The following is a 14,936-nucleotide window of genomic DNA, read 5'->3' on the forward strand; positions in this document are numbered from 1 at the left end:
ACTTTTATTAACGACGTGGTTGTAATCCATAATCTAATTTGTACCAGAAACGTTCATGTAAATAATATAAAATCATTTTTGTTATCATTTCAGCAATGCCTATTTTCAGACCTGTCATTGGATTTCCAGTAATAATAAATGATAATAACATGGTATCAACAGTACCTATTGCTCGCCAAGTTAACGTTTTTGCTAAATGTCGTTTTCGGCTTGTTAAAATTTTTCCATTTTTTGAGAGGTTTATTTTAAACCAAATACGTTCATGTAAATAGTATAAAATCATTTTTGTAATAACTTCTGCGAGCCCTATTTTTAACCCGGTTAATGGATTTCCTGTAATTATCCAAGAAAGAATAATTGTATCAATTGTTCCTACAAAGCGCCAAGTAATGGTTTTTGCAATATGTCTTTTATGTGATGAATCGCGCACTTATTTTTTTACTAAAAAGTAAGGATTTAACAAATTTTCCTTATTGTACTTAAGAGGTGTTTTTGTTTCATTATCTATTACTTGAACATCTGCTGCTTGGCATATAGCCTGTCCTGCGGCAGTATCCCATTCCATTGTGGGTGCGTAACGTGGATATATATGTGCTGCGCCTTCAGCTACTAAACAAAACTTTAAAGAACTTCCTTTACTTACAATTTCGACAGTGTTATTTTTTTCTATTTCTGAAATAAACTGTTTTGTTTCATCATTTAAGTGCGACCTACTTCCTACAATTTTGATAACGAAGTTTTCATCAACAGAAATTTCCGAAGGACTTATAATTTCTGCATTATTTAAAATACTTTCAATCGTATCCTCTTCTTCTGAAACTAAAGTAGCTTTCATCGCATTTCTAGCATCTGCAGTAGTGTAATATAACTCTTTCGTAACAGGAACATAAATAACCCCAAGAATAGGGTTGCCATTTTCAACAAGCGCAATGTTTACAGTAAACTCCCCATTACGTTTAACAAATTCCTTTGTCCCATCAAGAGGGTCTACTATCCAACAACGACTCCAATCTTTACGCTCCTCGTATGCAAGTTGCTTATTTTCCTCGCTGATAATAGGGATTTTTGTGTCCACTAAATATCTATTGATTATATCGTTAGCGTTTTTGTCTGCTTGTGTTAAAGGAGAGGCGTCGTCTTTTGACAACACTTCAAAATCGGTTACATATATTTTTAATATAGCCTTTCCGCCATCAATTGCTGCTTTAATTGCCGTTTCTAGAAGTTGTTGCATTTAGTTAGTTTTATTAAATTACAAATATACAGGATTAGACTTCGTGACTTTTTTATATCGCATTTCAAATTCAAATTTTTTATGATAATTAAGTTAAATAAAAACTAAACAACTTTATAAAATTGGTAGGATTATCAAATCATTATAACTTTGAAATAAAACATAAAACCATGAATTACCTAAACCTAGATAAGAAAAAAATTACTAAAACAGCAAAAGAACTTAACACCCTCTTAGCTGATTATCACATGTATTACCAAAAGTTACGTAATTTTCATTGGAATATAACGGGGAAGCACTTTTTTGACTTACACGTAAAATTTGAAGAAATGTATGATGATGCAAAATTAAAAGTTGATGAAATTGCAGAACGTATATTGACGTTAAGGTTTCAGCCTGTAAGTAATTTTTCAGACTACTTAAAAGAATCTAGTATATCAGAAAGCAAGTCAGAAACAAAAGATACTGAAATGGTAAAAATTTTGTTAGAAGATCATGGCAAATTACTAAAACAAATGCGCACCGTAGTTGATGTCGCTGATGAAGCGAAAGATGAAGGTACTATTGATATGATAGGTGGATATATAGGTGACCTTGAAAAAACAAGTTGGATGTTAGACGCATGGTCAATGAGTGGAAAAGATTCGCACCCAGAAGCATAAATATAAAATTTTATATTAGAGACATTTAAGTTAAATTCTATTGGATTTAATTTAAATGTCTTTTAATTTTCACCTTTCTTGATTATGAAAAACATCTCATTCCTTTTATTTATTATTTCACTTTATAGTTGCGGACAGCAAGATTTTGGAAAAATGGAGATTATTACTTCACTCCCTGATGAATTTGCCGAAATAAGCGGTATTGAAATGATACCAAATAATGAATCTCTTTGGCTTATTAGTGACAGTGGTAGTGATGCTACTGTTATGTCATACGATTTAAAAGAAAAGAAAATGGCACAGCAATTTACTATCAAAAATGCTCAAAATGTTGATTGGGAAGATTTAGCAAGTGACAAAAGAGGGAATTTATATATAGGTGATTTTGGAAATAATGCTAGCAAACGCAAAGATTTAACAATCTATAAAATTAATGATATCGCTAATCTTGCAAGTCAAGATACAGCTACCCAAAAAATTACATTTAAATTAAGCGATCAAACAGACTACCCACCTAAAAAGAAAGATCGCAATTATGACATTGAAGCCTTCTTTAACAAAGGAGAAAACCTTTATCTCTTTACCCGAAATCGCAGTAAAGACTTTGACGGAACAACCAAGGTTTACAAACTACCAGCTACACCCGGAGACTATACTGCCCAATTAATTGATACTTTTAAAACATGTAATGATGATGATGATTGTCAAGTAACTTCGGCAACTATAAATCATCAAACAGGAGACATTATCTTACTAAGTTACAATAAACTTTGGGTGCTTAGCAATTACAAAGGGGATAATTTTTTTAGCGGAAAAGTAACCGAAATTAAACTAGATCATAAATCACAAAAAGAAAGTGTAACATTTAAAGATAAAACTCATATTTATATTGCCGATGAAAGAAACGGCCCTCAAGGTGGTAATCTTTATCTTTTAGATATTAGTAAAGAATTAAAATTGAAATAAGAATAAGTCAATGAGTATAAAAATTAGATAAAGTTTTAATCTTATTGAATTATAAAAGGAGCACTCGTATCTAATATCTCAAAGCAAATCCAAATTCAAATCTGCCACTTTCCTTACTTTGAAAGTATTGAGCTTTAGCTTGGATTGCTTCTGTCCATTTAAGCACAAAACCTCCGCCATAATCATCATGCCACTCATTTGATGATTGATTATCAACCCATACTTTTCCTATATCATAACCCACATATGCACTTAATGTTAGAGGAAATAAAAATGTTTTAATTTTCTCAAAATTATAGATTAAATCTGCTCTTCCTGCAAGGCTACCATCTCCAGTAAATCTTTGGTTTCTGTAACCTCTCAAGCCATTATCTGCCCCCAATTGTGCATTTTGAAAAAATTGAGGACGATCACCAAAGGTATATCGTGAGCGCACCTGCGTATTCAAGATCAACTTATTATTACTCAATAATGAATTGTAAAACGAAACATGACTATCTATAAAGCCTGTAAGAATATCATCATTTAAATCATCAATACCTCCCCCCTTTAAACGAAACTCCATACCCTTACTTGTAAAACTTGTATTATCAAAATTACTGTACACATAGGTCATAGAAGGTATTGCATAATAAGAACGTTCTCCAAGAACTGTAGTATTAGATTGTTTAATAAAATTATTACCATTTTCTACAAATTCAACAGCGTCAAAATCAAACTTTATTTGGAAATAACTTCCATATTGTGAAGTACGCTCTACTCCTGCTCCTGCTTTATATCTACTTAAATTAACTCTATTAAAATCAATGCTAAGTAACTCATCAAAATTGTTAGTTTCATTTCCGAAGCCAAAGAAGTTTTCTGTATAATTTTTTGATGTAAATCTTCCATCAATTACTAAATTAAAATCTGAAAAAATAGAAGCAAAATATTTCGCAGCGCTAACATCAATACCCTGCGTTAATGAAGCGTATTCCGCTTTTAAATAAAATTTACTACTGTAAGGGTTTAATAAAAAATTGTTTTTTTCTTTGCTATACTCTGCAGTAATCAGAGTACCGTCATCTGGGTTGTAGTTTGCTGCTAATCCTACACCACCACTTTCTGTTGGGTATCTTTTGTAGTCATAAATATTAGCTTCATAAAATTTTGTCAATCGCACATTTGCACCACCTCTTTTTTCAATTGTATTTTTCTTTGCTCGGTGATCATAAATATAGATTTTCTTTCCATTTTGAACATCAAATGTATCGTTGTTTTGCCCACCAATTGCGTGCATTTTAATTAGATTATTACCATCACCGCTTACCTTAAAAACATCTTTATCATCTAAGCCATACAACCATATTTCCTCAGTAGTTTCTGAAGAAAAACTTCTTTCAAACAATACATCTCCTTTTTCGCCATCCTTAATTCTATATGCCGAAATATTAGTCACTCCATCACTTTTTCTTTCAATTTCAAATAGGTCATCTTTGTCTGTTCCTGTTAACATTTGAAATTTTGAAAACTGCGTGTAATATCGCTCTACAATGTTTACCAAGTTTGCTTTACGAAGTAATAATTTTTCTTTAATCTCTTGAGTCGTTTTTCCTTGGGTTTCTTCTGGCAAAGCACTAAATGCATCATCAATAATATTTTCATTAATGGCATTTTGTAAAAATTTTGCTTGTGCTATCCATACCTCTTTTCCGCTTCGTTTGATAAGTGCTCTATCTAATTTTGATCCTGCTTCGTTAAACCATTTTATATCGCCAATGTCTTCACCATAAACACCAAACTGGTTTACAGTACCCATCATCGCCCTCAACGCATCTAAAAACTCTCCATCAAAGTTTGCAAAAACTTGGTCCCTGTCCCTAGGAATGGGTAAAAATTCTTTTTTATCGTTACCAACCTCTATTTCTGCCCAGCGCCATTGATCACTATGCCTGTCCCAATCACCTATAAGCATATCAAAAATACGTGCTTTTATGTATGCAGGTTCATTAACTGTGTAACTCTCATCTCTTCGCAATTTTTCTAATAAGTCATCTGTACTTTCCACATCATCTGGATAGCCAAAATTTTTCTTATTTAAATAATCATCCGTCGGGCGTTCCACAATCATATATAAAGCATCTCCAAATTCTTCATTAAATTTCCCTAATGCCTTTTGCTGCGGCACATAAAACAACTCTGGTGTGGTATAATATACCTGTGCAGCTTTTGCAAGTGTAGGAATAGCAAAAGCTCCGTAGGGATGTGCCGCTGTGTAAAAATCTGATATTAAATTTGCTGGAATAGTATTGTCAAAATAAACCTCTCCATCAATACCCTGAAAGGTAGTAGTTTCTAAAAATTGTACAGCACTTTTTTTAAGTGCACGCATATTGTATTCTTTTCCATCTTTTGTTTTAAGACGTAGTGATTTTGTTTGATGACCTCCACCTTTTCGCATCACCTCTAGACCTCCATAAAGCGTATCTAAAATAGCCGTATTTGCTGTTACCTCAGTCCCATAAACCGCTCTGTAATGATTACCCCAAAAGGACTCAAAATAATCTGTTTTTTCTGTTTCTTCTGGTTTATAGACCGATGCTTTAAACGATTTAGGAAATCTTTCAGGCAGACTATCAAGATTGGGAGCTACTATTTTGGGTAAAATTTCTTTTTTAAACAATAGCTCGTAATTTCCGTTCATATCATTTCCGAAGAAACTAACAAACACACTATTTTCTTCTGAAATTTCAAGGGTGGAAAATCCTTGCTGTCCATAAGAAAACAACCCGTTATCACTTACATTCACTGGCTTCACATCACTCCCAGCTCCCGAAATTACTTGCTTTATATTCCCCTGTTCAATATATTGTAAATTCTCTTCATGTCCAGATATTAATACCGTCCTCAACGCTGGATTATCTAGCATAATTTGTAACTCTTCCATTAACTCACGGTACTTTGCATTAAATCTATCTTGAATTGCTATACCTCCTTGAGAGCGAATTTGCGTAATAAGTGTAGCAATCCCCGGCAACGGAATATCTCCACCTAATGGAAATATGTGGTCTCTAAATGAAAAACGACCACCGTGTAATCCATTTGTAAACATGGGGTGATGCATCACAAACAAAATGGTTTTATTTGCATTTTTTTTTAGTTCACCCTTAATCTCTGACAGTAGTTTTTCTCGCGATTTAATTTCGCTTTTGTCATTCATTTCTGGATTTAAATACCAATTTAAAATATACCATTGACTGTCTACGATAATCATTTGAACGGCATCGTTAACTTCAATACTTTTAAGCGGGGCACCGTTCTTTGGTACTAGAATATCCTCTTGATTTGCATTTTTATTTAAATATTCTTCAACAAATTCTAACCCTCTTGTTTTATTAAAATCCCAGTCATAATTCCCGGGAATCATATATGATGTTCCATCAACCTTATTGATAAAATCTAGATGCCTGTCCAATTGTTTTTTAACATAAATAGTATCTTTTTTGCTTCCATTTATATTATCACCAGTAAATATAATTTGTGGATTAGTAGGATTTGTTTTGGCAATATGAGATTGCATTGCATCTAGTACGGGAACAGCTTTTGCCTTTGTTGTAGAGGCATTTCCAACAATATAAAAAACCTGTGCTGTTTTTGTAGGGTTTCTTTCAATAGGGTTATTAATTTCATCTGCAATGACCATTTTATGTACTGTACAATTAATACATAACAAGAATATTAAGGTAGGGATAAGTAATTTTATATTCATAGGTGTTTTTAGAGTAATGTCACAGAATTTATTAATCGTAAATTGAAGATTATTTTTGAAGTTTTAAAAGTTGAATCCTACTCCAAAGGAAATACGTGTTCCTTCTTTTGACCTAAATGCACTAACGTTTGTACCAAAACCTCCAGCTCCATTTATCCAAAGACCACCACCATAATCATTATGCCATTGCTCTGAGTTATCTGAGGGAGTCCAAACACGACCTAAATCTCCTCCAGCATAAATTCCTATTTGTATGGGGAAAAGACCAATGTCAAATTCACTAAAGCTATATCTTAAATCTGCTCCCGAAACTAAAGCACTTTTACCCGTGAAGCGCTCCTCTCTATACCCTCTTAAACCATTATTTGCCCCTGCATTTACTCCTTGATAAAATTCAAATTTATTTCCGAAATTAAATTGGGATTTCACAGTACTTTTCAACACAAGTTTTTCATCACTTGTTAAAGCATTATAAAATGTAATACTGGATTTTAAATATCCAAAAACACGTTCTAAACTCGTTAAATTATCAGTCAATCCTGCTGTTAAATTAAATACCATTCCACGAGCTGGATTTAATGGATTATCATAACTTTTATAATCATATTTACCTTCAATAGTTGCAAAATAGTCTGTGTCTTCAAGTAAAACCTCCCCTTTATCTTGGTATAAATTATTCATTGTACTTTGTAAACGGTAACTATCAAATTTTGCTTTTAAAGAGAATACACTACCAAAGCTAGAGTTTCTAATAAGTCCTGCATATACCGTATTATTTTGCAATTCTATACGATTGTAGTTAAAGCCAAGGACGTCTTCTGGATTATTGGTTTCATTTCCGTAGCCAAAATAATTTACTGTGTAATTAGGGCTCGTTAATCTTAAACCAATGCTCAAATTACTATCCCCAATCGAATTCGCAAATTCACCATTATATTCAACATCAAAACTGTTAGTCTCATAGTAGTATCCACCAGTAATAACATGGCGTTTAGAGAATGGATTTCTTTTAAAACTATTAACCGTATAAACATATTGTAAACCCGCCCTAAAGCCGTCATCTGGATTGTACCCTAATGCAGGAGCGTAGCGTGTATTTCGCTCTATTTGCTTACGATAATCGTAAGTGTTTAAATTATAAAGATTTGTAAATATAAGTTCTCCTCCATCGTTCTCTTTAATGACAGATATTTGGTCTTCTGTATCATATACTTTTGCTCTTCGCCCATCTTTTAAATCAAAATAATCAGTACCCCGACCACCAATAACCCTTAAGTAAATGAGATCATTATCTACTCCTTTTACTTCAAAAGTATCATCACCATCAAGCCCATAAACCCAGACTTCTCTCGTGATGTTATGGTCAAAATTTTTCTCTCCAATAAATGCTTTTAAACCTCCATTATATTCATACGTTTTTACATTTGTTATCCCTCCAGGTAGTCTAGTAATTTCAAAATAATCACTCTCATCTGTTCCTGTTATGGTTTGTAAATTAGCTACGTATTTGTGGTGTGTTTCTGCAATATCTGCAAGATTATCTCTTCGCTTTTTCAAGGTGTTTTTAATATCTTCTAATGATTGATTAGACACTTCCTTAGGTATTTTAGCAAAAGCTTGATCTATAATCTCGTCTGTTAATTTTTCTTGAATTCTTTGTGCAGCAAAAATCCATTGCTTAGCTCCCGAGCGTTTTAAAATAGCACGATCAAGAATAATTCCCTCTTCATTAAACCATTGAATATCTCTAAAATCATCTCTATAAATATGGGTTTCTCTACTTCCGCTAAATATGGAGCGGGCTATATCAATTATATTTCCATCAAAGCTAGAAAAAGCATCATCACGGTCTCTAGGTATAGGTACATAATAACTACCGCCTTTCTTTAAATACTCAGCCCATCTCCAATGGTCTGGTTCGCGGTCCCAATCACCTATCAACATATCAAACAGTCTTGATGTAATATAACTTTCTTCATCAATCAATACAGATGGGTTGTTACGTAATTTTATTAGTATATCATCAGTAGTTTCAATATCTACAGGATAACTAAATATTTGTTCTCCTTCATTTTCAACCGCTGGTTCAATAGCGATATAATATAATTCTCCTCCAAAACTTTCATTATACTTCCCTAAAATTTGTTGTTTAGGTATATAGTATAATTCGTTTACTGTAAAAAATATATCTAAAGGTTGTGCAAGAGTTGGAATACTTAATGCTGCATATGGGTGTGTTGCAGTGTAGAAGTCTGAATTAAAATTATCTGGCACCGTAATTTCGGCAACTTGATCTTTTTGAGTGGTTTCGGTTGTAGCATCTGTCAATACAATGGGTTGTGAATATTTGAAAGAATTTTTTGCTAATGCTCTCATTCTATAAATTCTTCCATTTTTATCTTTAAGTCGTAAGGCCTTATAATCTTTTTTCCCTGTTTCTCTAACTGGTGTTAATCCACCATATAATGTATCTAACAAAGCAACTTTTGCAGTTACTGGGGTTTCATAAGCTTCTTTGTATTTTTGCCCATAAATTGTCTTAAAAAAAAGTGCTTCTCTAATGCTATCTTTGGTATAAACTGGCACACTTACTTCATCTGCATACGCTGTATTGAGAGCGCTAACATCATACATTTTTATAGGTTTGATAATTTCTTTTTGAAAGACCATTTTGGGTTCATTATTAGCTCCAGCTATAAAATAACGTACCCAAGATGAACCATCTTTAAAAACGTCCATCACAGCAAACCCCTGAGCCCCAGTACTAAAAACACCATCTTTACCTAATGATGCTGCAGATTCCTTTGCTGCACTACCAGTAACAATTTGAATGAGCCCATCTTTTTCTATATGCTGTAATGTATGTTCGTGCCCAGATGCAAAGACAAGACGCTCATGTTTTTTAGCAATAGCACCTAGTCTTACCATTAAATTATTATACAATTCATTATACCTATCTTGTATTGAAACCCCGCCTTGTGATCTAATTTGTGTGACTAGAGATGATAAAACAGGTAATGGCAAATTACGTTGTGTGGGATATAAATGTTTTTTTAATGCAAAATAACCTCCATGTGTTCCATTAGTAAACATAGGATGGTGCATTGCAAAAACAATAGTTTTATTTTGATGCTTTTCTATTTCATATTCTAGTTCAATAAAAAACTTTTCTCGTGTTTTAATTTCACATAATGCGTTTACAGTAGGTAAAAAATTCCAATCTTCGAGATACCACTGACTATCAATCATGATGAGTTGGATATTTTTTGTCACTTTAACACTTGAAATGGGACACCCATCTTCTGGTTGGAGCAATCGTTTTCCGTTAGAAATTTCGGTTAAATAATCCTCTTCTCTTTTGAGACCTACAAGTGCATCATTATACCAATCGTGGTTTCCTGGAATAAAATACATGGTACCATTAAAATTACCTAAAGATTTAACTTGAGCATCAAGCTGATACTCTGAGTGTTTTCGATCCTCTGCTCCAAGTGGAGGCATTCCATCTGGATAAATATTATCACCAAGAAAAATAGCATAATCTCCTTTAACTGGATTCTCTTTTAAATAGTTTTCTACAACTTGTAGTCCTTTACTTAAAGTTCCGTCAGGTGATTTTCCTCCATCACCAATGAGGTAGAATGTTTTTTCAATTTCTTTATTAGACGGAAAAACAGAAACTGCTTCTGGATTTCTATATTGTGGTTCATAGGTCGCGCAAGAAACCAAAAAATATGAAATCAAAAAAATAGTAAAAATTTTATTATACATAAATGGCATTAAGAGTATTATCGTGATCGCAAGATGCTAAAAAAGTTATATTGATGTTAATTTTTAAAGTAAAAAAAAACGTCACTATTTTTTTTAGTAATTTGGTTGACTAATTCCTATAATTTATGAGCGATATTATTGATAGTACAGATGCTTTTGTAATGAATCTTTTTAAAGATAAACTACCTAACAATTTTGTATATCACAACTATACACACTCAAAACGAGTGTATAAAAGTATAAACGATATTATCGAAGAGTCACAAATTAATGTTAAAGATGCTACAGTATTAAAGTTAGCTGCATTATTACATGATACTGGATATACCGAGACTAGAGATGGTCATGAAGAAGTAAGTGCTAAAATCGCTAGAAAATTTTTAAAATCGCAAAACGTTGATGAAGAAATTATTGAAGGCGTAGTAAAATGCATTATTGCTACAAAATTTGACGTAGATCCTAAGGATTCTATGGAGGAGATGATTAAAGATGCAGATTCAAGCCATTTTGGTAAAAAATATTTTGATGAAGCAAGCGAATTTTTAAGGCAAGAATATAAATTACAAGGTATAAAAGAATATACCGCTAATGAGTGGAGAAATGAGAATATTAATGTTCTTGTAAAGAAACATCAATATTATAGTGAGTACGCTATGAATAAATGGCAGCCTCAAAAGGAAAAAAATCTAGCGAATCTAATTAAAGAAAAGAAAAAATTAAAAAAAACTCGCAAGAAAGAGGACATGAAAGCCCAGCTTAAGGCTAAGTATAAAGAGGCTAGTCCAGATAGAGGAATTCAAAGTTTTTATAGAGTAGCATTGCGTAATCATATTAAGTTGAGTGATATTGCAGATACAAAAGCTAACATCTTATTATCTGTAAATGCGATTATCATATCACTAGTATTATCTAACCTATTATCAAAATTAGATTCAAACGATTTCTTAGTTATTCCTACGGCAATATTTGTTTTGTCAAGTGCGACCACGATGATATTATCTGTCATTGCGACGAGACCTAACGTAACTCGTGGTGAATTTACTAAAGAAGATGTAGCAAATAAAAGTGTTAATCTTGCTTTCTTCGGAAATTTTCATAAAATGGAACTTTCTCAATTTGAATGGGCCATGGAAGAATTACTTAAAGATAGAGAATACATCTATTCTTCTTTAACCAAAGATTTATATTTCCTCGGAAAAGTATTAGACCGAAAATACCGTATTTTAAGGACCACATATACAATTTTCGTAATTGGAACAATTATTTCCATCATATCTTTTGGAATTTCATTTTATATTTCTGGACACCCCGTTGAAGTTCCTACTATTGAGGTAAATTAAAAGCAGATTTGGATATTTACTAATTTAAAAATAGTAAATATCCAATGAGAAAAAATTAAATACAATTTTCTGTTTTATTATTTACACTCTAGTAGTACTATTTCTTTGCAAACAAAAAAACGTTCCTAAATCAAGTAACTATTAATAAATAGGAGTCGATAAATGATTCTTTTTTTTTAAAATCGTTTGTGTTCATTATTATTTTGCTATTATTTTATATAACTTTATCTCAAACGGTTCAAAATATCGATCAAGTGATTGAGACAGCACCATCACAGTATCAATCGAGACTACAAAAAATATGTAGTTTAATCATTAAAAGGTAATACTTTAAGAATTGATTTAAAGAGATTCGGCTTTAAGCTTTTTGGAATGTATATAAAATTAAAGGTGCAAGAGATATTGGTCTTTTTATAGCAAAAGCCAAATCTTATTTTAGCGAGAATGTATAGAAGTTTAAAGACATTAGGAATAAGAAAAAAATAAAATTCAATTAAATATGACAAAAATTAATACTGCGTGTATTATTGACGATGATCCCATTTTTATTTTTGGTACAAAAAAAATAATGAAAATGGCAGATTTTTGCTCAAGTTTTCTAATTTACAATGATGGTGAAAAAGCCATTATAGGCTTGACCGAAATAATTAAATCTGGAAGTAAATTACCAGATTTGATTCTATTGGATTTAAATATGCCTATAATGGACGGGTGGGAATTTTTAGATAAATTTATAGAAATCCCGAGTAAGGAAAGTACTACTATTTTTATAGTTACATCATCTATTGATCCTGCTGATTTTGAAAGGGCTAAAAATTATCAAAACGTAAGTAATTATGTTGTAAAACCTATTACAAAAGAAGCCTTAACTGAAATGGCAGAAATGATGATTACTGGCCAATAAATGTCACTATTAATTAAAAAGGATAACCAATTGCAAAGTTTAGCACTGGCTTATCAATCTGAAAATCAAATCGCTCACCTTTGGGTAGCGAAGGATCGTGAAAAGGTGCTGCTAAATCTAATCTAATTACGAACCCCTGTACATCAACTCTAACCCCAAAACCTGCGCCCATACCTAACTCGCTCAAAAAACTACTTGAAAAAGTATCGTTAGGAATATCTGGATTATCAATAGAGTTCCAAATATTTCCAGCATCTGCAAAGATAGCTCCCTTCACAAAACCAAAAATGGGAAATCTATATTCTGCATTTGCTTCGAGTCTAATATTTCCAGATTGGTCAAAAAAAGTATCATCGCCATTAATAGTACCATCAAATGTCCCCGGCCCTAAAGACCTAATATTAAATGCTCGCACACTGTAAGGGCCTCCAGAATAGTATTGTTTTATAAAAGGTAGTACTTCACTATTTCCGTAGGCATAACCATATCCTGCAAATAATCGTGTTGCAATCTTTTGATCATTACCAAAATTAAAGTGATACCTCAAATCAACATCGGCTTTTGCAAATTGTGCATATTCGGTTCCAAGAAAAGTTTTTGGCTCACCTGGAGTCTCTTCTTTTGCAAACAAACTAATTGAATTTCCTGCAACATCAAGCGTTGCATTTAAGTAAAACTGATTTGTTTTATTAGTATCAACCATGCCATTATATGTAAAAGAGTAAGTTAATCCAGAGATAAATTGTTGCTCAAAACTACGTTGTAAAAATGTGTTCTGGTCTAAAATCATTTGAAACTCCTCAGTTGTATTTGAAAGCTTCGTATAATTCACAGATATAGGATTAATTTGGTGCGTAACATAACGGTTTGCATCCCAAACATAACCAAAGGTTGCCGTGCCAGACAATAATGTATATAATTGGCTTCGGCTTAAATAATCTAATGATATTCCTGTTTTAGTCTTAGGAATTGCATACTCAAAAAAATCTGTATTTATTTTCCACGGAAATATAACTCTCGGAAAAAACAACTCTGCACCCAAGCCTAATTCAATACTAGTCAAACCACTTTGATCACCTCCCGAAACTTGAATTTCATATCCACCAGTAGCAGATATGTTTAAAGTTTCTCCTCCTTTAAATAAATTACGGTTGGTAAAAGTGAGACCCAGTGCGGGGCCCGCAAAATTATTTGATTTAGTAACAGCTTGCAATTCTGCTCTAATGGCGCGCTTATTTAAAGGTGATAAATAAATACTTGCTTCTAATTTACCTATACTATCTTGATCCTCATCTTCAATTTCCCTGTATTGTATATTCACAAATTTATATGAACCTATTGTTGCAAGCCTTCGCGCTGTATTTTTTGAAGCTACAGGATCATAAAGTGAATTAGCTTTTAATGTAATAAATGGGTCTAAATATTTTGGTTTGAAAAATAACTCGTCACTTATATAATTTTTATTATTAAATTCAACTGTTTCAAGCTCTAAACTATCTTTCTTTAAATCATAATTAGTATAGACATTAATTGTTGTGACCATATATGGAATCACTGCTTTCTTAGGCACATCTTTTTTAAGCGTTAAAAATAAGTCAAAACGCTTATTTTTATATTGATTAGTATCAGCCTCAAAAATTAAAAATCCTGGATTAAAATTATAATAGCCTCTTTTCTTTAATTCTCCGTCAATACGCTCTCTTTCGAGTTTCATATTTGATAAATCAAATCGTGAGCCTTTCTCAAATTTGCTTTCAGCTACAATCTCTTTTATCTCATTTTCTAGTGGTGATGGTAATGAATCAATTTGATACGTTTCCATCTCATAAGGTTGTTTTACTGTTACGTTATAATCTACTTTTGACTTTTTATTTTCTTCATCGTCAATAAAATTTGAAGTTGTTGTACTATAGAAAAAACCACGATTATTCAATCTATTTTGCAAAAGTTGTTCAATTTCATAACTCTCTACATCACTCTTGTATATTGGTTTTTCTCCTATTTGCCTAAACATAAACTTATTAAAAAAGCCTGGTGTAGAATCCTGTACCTTATAAAAATAGAAAAGACCAGGGTACATCCCTAAAAATTTCCCATTTGCTTCGGGTAGTAATACATTTTCTAGAGCTGCCTTTAACTGAGGTTTGTTTTTTATAGGTAAAGAATCATTTTCACTTGCAACAGTTACCTCATATCCATCAAACAACAACTCATCTTCTGGAATGTATTTTTGAACACTACACGCCTGTATGAATAAGAAAATTGCTGTGTAAACTAAACTATTATATAAAATTTTAAAATTCACCGATTG

The 14,936-nt window shown here is 32.3% G+C and carries 9 protein-coding genes; 4 read left to right on the forward strand and 5 right to left on the reverse strand.

Features of this window, described 5'->3' with window-relative positions; genetic code table 11:
* Nucleotides 1-7: 7 nt before the first annotated feature.
* Together GB234_RS13595 and cysQ are read right to left on the reverse strand one after the other, a co-directional pair.
* Nucleotides 8-430 (reverse strand): DUF2061 domain-containing protein, encoded by a 423-nt coding sequence (locus GB234_RS13595; protein WP_151895131.1) that lies wholly within the window; start codon nucleotides 428-430, stop codon nucleotides 8-10.
* Nucleotides 431-1,234 (reverse strand): 3'(2'),5'-bisphosphate nucleotidase CysQ, encoded by an 804-nt coding sequence (gene cysQ / locus GB234_RS13600; RefSeq protein ID WP_151895132.1) that lies wholly within the window; start codon nucleotides 1,232-1,234, stop codon nucleotides 431-433.
* 170 nt (nucleotides 1,235-1,404) lie between these two features.
* Here cysQ and GB234_RS13605 point away from each other — a divergent pair, with 170 nt between their 5' ends.
* Together GB234_RS13605 and GB234_RS13610 are read left to right on the forward strand one after the other, a co-directional pair.
* The gene (locus GB234_RS13605; protein ID WP_151895133.1) at nucleotides 1,405-1,896 is read left to right on the forward strand and encodes a Dps family protein; all 492 of its coding nucleotides are present in this window, start codon (nucleotides 1,405-1,407) and stop codon (nucleotides 1,894-1,896) included.
* Between the two features lie 84 nt (nucleotides 1,897-1,980).
* On the forward strand, nucleotides 1,981-2,862 hold the full coding sequence (locus tag GB234_RS13610; protein WP_151895134.1) for an esterase-like activity of phytase family protein: 882 nt from the start codon (nucleotides 1,981-1,983) through the stop codon (nucleotides 2,860-2,862).
* Nucleotides 2,863-2,932: 70 nt separating this feature from the next.
* On the opposite strand, the gene GB234_RS13615 is transcribed toward GB234_RS13610, so the two are convergent.
* On the reverse strand, nucleotides 2,933-6,610 hold the full coding sequence (locus GB234_RS13615) for a metallophosphoesterase (protein ID WP_151895135.1): 3,678 nt from the start codon (nucleotides 6,608-6,610) through the stop codon (nucleotides 2,933-2,935).
* 63 nt (nucleotides 6,611-6,673) lie between these two features.
* Entirely contained in the window at nucleotides 6,674-10,354 is a 3,681-nt protein-coding gene (locus GB234_RS13620; protein ID WP_172966897.1) for a metallophosphoesterase, read from the reverse strand.
* Between the two features lie 152 nt (nucleotides 10,355-10,506).
* On the opposite strand from GB234_RS13620, the gene GB234_RS13625 reads away from it, so the two are divergent.
* Both GB234_RS13625 and GB234_RS13630 read left to right on the forward strand, forming a co-directional pair.
* Nucleotides 10,507-11,721, forward strand: a complete 1,215-nt coding sequence (locus tag GB234_RS13625) for a Pycsar system effector family protein (RefSeq protein WP_151895137.1) — start codon at nucleotides 10,507-10,509, stop codon at nucleotides 11,719-11,721.
* 499 nt (nucleotides 11,722-12,220) lie between these two features.
* Nucleotides 12,221-12,625, forward strand: a complete 405-nt coding sequence (locus GB234_RS13630) for a response regulator (RefSeq protein WP_151895138.1) — start codon at nucleotides 12,221-12,223, stop codon at nucleotides 12,623-12,625.
* Between the two features lie 13 nt (nucleotides 12,626-12,638).
* Here GB234_RS13630 and tamL read toward each other — a convergent pair whose 3' ends face one another.
* Nucleotides 12,639-14,930, reverse strand: a complete 2,292-nt coding sequence (gene tamL, locus GB234_RS13635; protein WP_151895139.1) for a translocation and assembly module lipoprotein TamL — start codon at nucleotides 14,928-14,930, stop codon at nucleotides 12,639-12,641.
* Nucleotides 14,931-14,936 lie beyond the last annotated feature (6 nt).

Origin of the sequence: Patiriisocius marinistellae (assembly GCF_009014635.1) — a bacterium.
Taxonomy (GTDB): domain Bacteria; phylum Bacteroidota; class Bacteroidia; order Flavobacteriales; family Flavobacteriaceae; genus Patiriisocius; species Patiriisocius marinistellae.

Coding starts and splice junctions, on each gene's coding strand:
- cysQ (WP_151895132.1), bottom strand. CDS start 1,234: ATGCAACAACTTCTAGAAACGGCAATTAAAGCAGCAATTGATGGCGGA.
- GB234_RS13605 (WP_151895133.1), top strand. CDS start 1,405: ATGAATTACCTAAACCTAGATAAGAAAAAAATTACTAAAACAGCAAAA.
- GB234_RS13610 (WP_151895134.1), top strand. CDS start 1,981: ATGAAAAACATCTCATTCCTTTTATTTATTATTTCACTTTATAGTTGC.
- GB234_RS13615 (WP_151895135.1), bottom strand. CDS start 6,610: ATGAATATAAAATTACTTATCCCTACCTTAATATTCTTGTTATGTATT.
- GB234_RS13625 (WP_151895137.1), top strand. CDS start 10,507: ATGAGCGATATTATTGATAGTACAGATGCTTTTGTAATGAATCTTTTT.
- GB234_RS13630 (WP_151895138.1), top strand. CDS start 12,221: ATGACAAAAATTAATACTGCGTGTATTATTGACGATGATCCCATTTTT.